The 3,870-nt window shown below is 72.5% G+C and carries 4 protein-coding genes; 1 reads left to right on the top strand and 3 read right to left on the bottom strand.

The features are described from left to right. On the bottom strand, positions 1-1,264 hold a 1,264-nt coding region (locus ACFWZ5_RS45445), incomplete at its 3' end, for a glycosyltransferase 87 family protein (protein ID WP_384893088.1). Between the two features lie 173 nt (positions 1,265-1,437). Between ACFWZ5_RS45445 and ACFWZ5_RS45450 the strand changes: the two genes are divergently transcribed. Next, complete coding sequence (locus ACFWZ5_RS45450) at positions 1,438-2,295, top strand: hypothetical protein (protein WP_384799797.1); 858 nt, start codon at positions 1,438-1,440, stop codon at positions 2,293-2,295. 28 nt (positions 2,296-2,323) lie between these two features. Here ACFWZ5_RS45450 and truA read toward each other — a convergent pair whose 3' ends face one another. Next, positions 2,324-3,187 carry a tRNA pseudouridine(38-40) synthase TruA gene (gene truA, locus ACFWZ5_RS45455; protein WP_384799800.1) on the bottom strand — a complete coding sequence of 288 codons (864 nt, stop codon included), beginning with the start codon at positions 3,185-3,187 and terminating at the stop codon, positions 2,324-2,326. Between the two features lie 72 nt (positions 3,188-3,259). Further along, entirely contained in the window at positions 3,260-3,751 is a 492-nt protein-coding gene (gene rplQ / locus ACFWZ5_RS45460) for a 50S ribosomal protein L17 (protein ID WP_384799803.1), read from the bottom strand. Between the last annotated feature and the right edge of the window lie 119 nt (positions 3,752-3,870).

Here is a 3,870-nt window from a genome sequence, read left to right on the forward strand (position 1 = left end):
GGCGCCTATACCGGGGGGGATTCTCCCCACCCGCCGCACCCCCGGAGGGGGTGAAACCCCCACCGGGGGCCACCACCCCGCGGGACGCTGTAAAGGGGGGGGGGGGTGGTAAAGAAACCGCCGACCCACACCCGCACCCCCACCCCCACCCCCGCCGAAACACCACCCCCGCCAGCAGCCACAACGTCCACCCGTCCTTGAAGGCCCGCCGCGTCAGCGGCTCCAGCCCCGGCCACACAAACCCCGGCACCTGCGGCACCAGCGCCACCCAGAACCACGCCGACCGCACCAGAGCCCCCTCCCCCACGCCCCCGGCGAGCAGCAGCGGCAGGACGACGAGCAGATAGTGGTCGTACGACGGCCGCGACACCAAAAACGCCGCCAGCATCAACACGACCGCCGTCTCCACCACCCTCTGGGCCGCCCCATCAGCACCACTGGCCTCACCAGAACCACCCGCACCCCTCCCCCACCGCCGCCACGCACACCACACCCCCACCCCCGCCCCCACCACGGCAAGCAGGGAAGCCACGACCACCGGCACCCCGAGCCGCGGCAGCACCGCCCCCGGCGAGGCCTCGTAGAGCCGTACGAAGCGATCGTCACCGCGCAGCAGAAACGGCAGGGTCCGGGTGAAGAACCCGGCGGGATCAGGCAGGACGAGGGCGGCCCCGACCGACACCACCACCGGCACGCCCACGGCGACGACAAGCCCCCGCCACTGCCGCGCGAAGACGAACAGCAGCAGCACAGGAAGCAGCAGCGGCTTCACGGCGACCGCACCCCCGATCACCGCCCCGGCGAGCCCCCACCGCCCCCGGCACGCGCACAGCAGCGCCAGCGGCAGCGCCACCGCGGAAGCAACCGTCCAGTTGCCGAGCTCGACCAGGTGCACGAAGGGCGCGAACCCCAGGACGAGCCCGAGAAGCCCGAGCACCGCGTACCGGCTCCGCAACGGCACCCCGTACACCCGCAACGCGCAGCCCCAGCCCCCCACCAGCGCCCCGACGCCCCCCACCGGCACGAGCACCCGCACCAGACCCCCCGGCAGCAGGGCCTGCGGCGCCGCCGCGAGCACGGCGCCGGGAAGATACAGAAAGTGCCGGTCGGCGTACGGAGAGCGCCCGTCGAGCCAGGCCCGCGCGGCCCGCACGACGATCGCGTTGTCCATGCCACCGTCCGGCACCCGCCAGGCCATCCGCACCACGAGCGCGCACAGGACCGCGCCGAGCACCGCCCACGCCTGCCACCCCGCAGGCCGCACCAGTCGGCCGCCGAGCCCGACCCCGGGCCCGCCCACACCCGCACTCGCACTCGCACCCGCGCCCGCAGCCCCGGAAACGCCCTCTTTGCCCGCATACATGCCGGTCAGGCTAGGCCGAGAAGCCGCCACGACCCGGGCTCAACATCCGCACCGCCCCGTCTAAGATGCGGCCCATGAGCTTTGGGCAAGGGGGACCTCAGTGGGGTCCGGGGGGTCCGGGAAGCCCGCAGACCCCCGACTGGGCGGCGCTCGCCGAAGCCTCCGAGCGGCGCGCCCGCCGCCGCAAGTGGCTCCTGATCGGCGGCGGCGCCCTCGCCACGATCGCCGTGGCCACGGCCGTCGCCGTCGCCGTGGTCTCCGCGAACAGCGACGACGCGTCCGCGTCCAACAAACCCACGAGCGAGCTGCCCACCTCCGCGGACATCCCCGGCACCAGCACGGCCCCCGAGCCGTCCTTCGAGGCGACCACGCCCCCGCCCCCGCCGGACCCGAAGGACTACATCTCCAGCGCCAAGAAGGACAAGGCACCGCTCAGCGCCGACATCCTCTTCCCGGGCACGAAGCTGACCTCCGGCGACCGCGTCTACAAGAAGGGCGCGACGGCCGGCACCAAGAAGTGCGCGTCGGTGACCCAGCCGGTTCTGGCCAACATTCTCGTCAAGAACAAGTGCACCGAGGTCCTGCGCGCCACCTACGCCCGGGGCGGCGTCGCGGTCACGGTCGGCGTCGCCGTCTTCGACACCGAGGCCCAGGCCGCCAAGGTCAAGAAGCAGGCGGACAAGGGCCTGGTCACCTCGCTGCCCGGCAAGGGCGTCGGCGCCTTCTGCCGCACGACGGTCTGCCGCGGCACGTACAACGCGTACGGGCGCTACGCGTACTTCACCACCACCGGCTTCCTCAACGGCAAGGACGTCACGGAGAAGGACCGCAAGGCGTACGAGGTCGGCGACGACCTCGCCCGCTTCGCCTTCAACCAGATCAACCGCCGGGGCGAGGCCCAGGCCTCGGCCGCCGCCAACAACCCGGAGTAGTCCGGGCAACCCGGAGTAGTCCGGGAGCTCAGCAGCAGCCGGCGGCGCCGCCACCCGGCAGCGACCGCTTGTTGCGCGCCTCCACGCTGCGCGCGGCGAGCAGCTCGTCCGCCGGGTAGCCGACCTCTTCAAGGGTCAGCCCGTGCGGCCGCACCACGTGCACGGCCGAGTCCCGCACCCCCGCGGCGAGCACCTTGCCCGGCCAGTCGACGGGCCGGTGCCCGTCCCCGACGAACAGCATCGCGCCGACGAGCGACCGCACCATGTTGTGGCAGAAGGCGTCGGCCCGCACGGTCGCCTCCAGGACGCCGTCGGACCGCCGCTCCCACCGCAGCTCCTGGAGCGTACGGATCGTCGTCGCCCCCTCGCGCCGCTTGCAGTACGCGGCGAAGTCGTGCTCCCCGAGCAGCGGCTTCGCGGCCTCGTTCATCGCGTCCATGTCGAGCGTCCAGTCGTGCCACAGCACGTGCCCGCGCAGCAGCGGGTCGACGCCGCCGGGGTTGTCGGTCACGCGGTACGCGTACCGCCGCCAGATCGCCGCGAACCGCGCGTTGAACCCCGCCGGGGCCTCGGCGACCCGCCACACCCGTACGTCGTGCGGCAGCCGCCCGGCGAGCCGCCGCAGCAGCTTCTCCCGGTGCTCGGCCCACACGCTCTCCGGCAGGTCGACGTGCGCGACCTGGCCGCGCGCGTGCACCCCGCTGTCGGTCCGCCCCGCGACGGTCAGCTCGTACGTCTCGCGCGACCGCGTCACCGTACGCAGGGCGTCCTCGATCTCGCCCTGGACGGTCCGCTGGCCCTCGCGCTGCTTGGCCCAGCCGGAGAAGTCCCGACCGTCGTACGAAAGGTCCAACCGCACCCGGACGTGCCCGGGCTCCACTTCCTCGCTCACACCGCAATCCTCTCAGGCATACGAAAGCGGGCCCGCCCCGAAGGGCGGACCCGCTCACAGCAAGGCAGAGCCTCAGGCGTCCTTGGACTCCTCGGCGGCCTCAACCGGCTTCGCGTCCTCGACGGGCGCGTCCTTCTTGAGGGCGTCTTCCTTGACGGCACGCTTGGTGGCCGCCTCGGCCTCACCGGTGGCCTGCTGGGCCACGGTCAGGGCCTCCACCAGCTCGATGACGGCCATGGGCGCGTTGTCGCCACGGCGGTTACCGATCTTGGTGATGCGGGTGTAGCCACCCGGGCGGTTCTCGTAGCGCGGGCCGATCTCGGCGAAGAGCGTGTGGACGACGCTCTTGTCCGTGATGACCTGGAGCACCTGACGGCGGTTGTGAAGGTCGCCCTTCTTCGCCTTGGTGACCAGACGCTCCGCGAACGGGCGCAGGCGGCGGGCCTTGGCCTCGGTCGTGGTGATGCGGCCGTGCTCGAAGAGATCCTTGGCGAGGTTCGCCAGCATCAGCTTCTCGTGCGCGGCGCTGCCGCCCAGACGGGCACCCTTGGTGGGCTTCGGCATGGTGTTTCTCCTTGTGATCTGCCCCGGCCGTATCAGGTACCGGGGTCAGTGGACCGCGCCCCGTAGGGGCGCGGGGAACTGCGCGAGCAACCAGAACGCACGCGCAGCCAAAATCAGAC

It is taken from the genome of Streptomyces sp. NPDC059003, assembly GCF_042740445.1.
GTDB lineage: Bacteria > Actinomycetota > Actinomycetes > Streptomycetales > Streptomycetaceae > Streptomyces.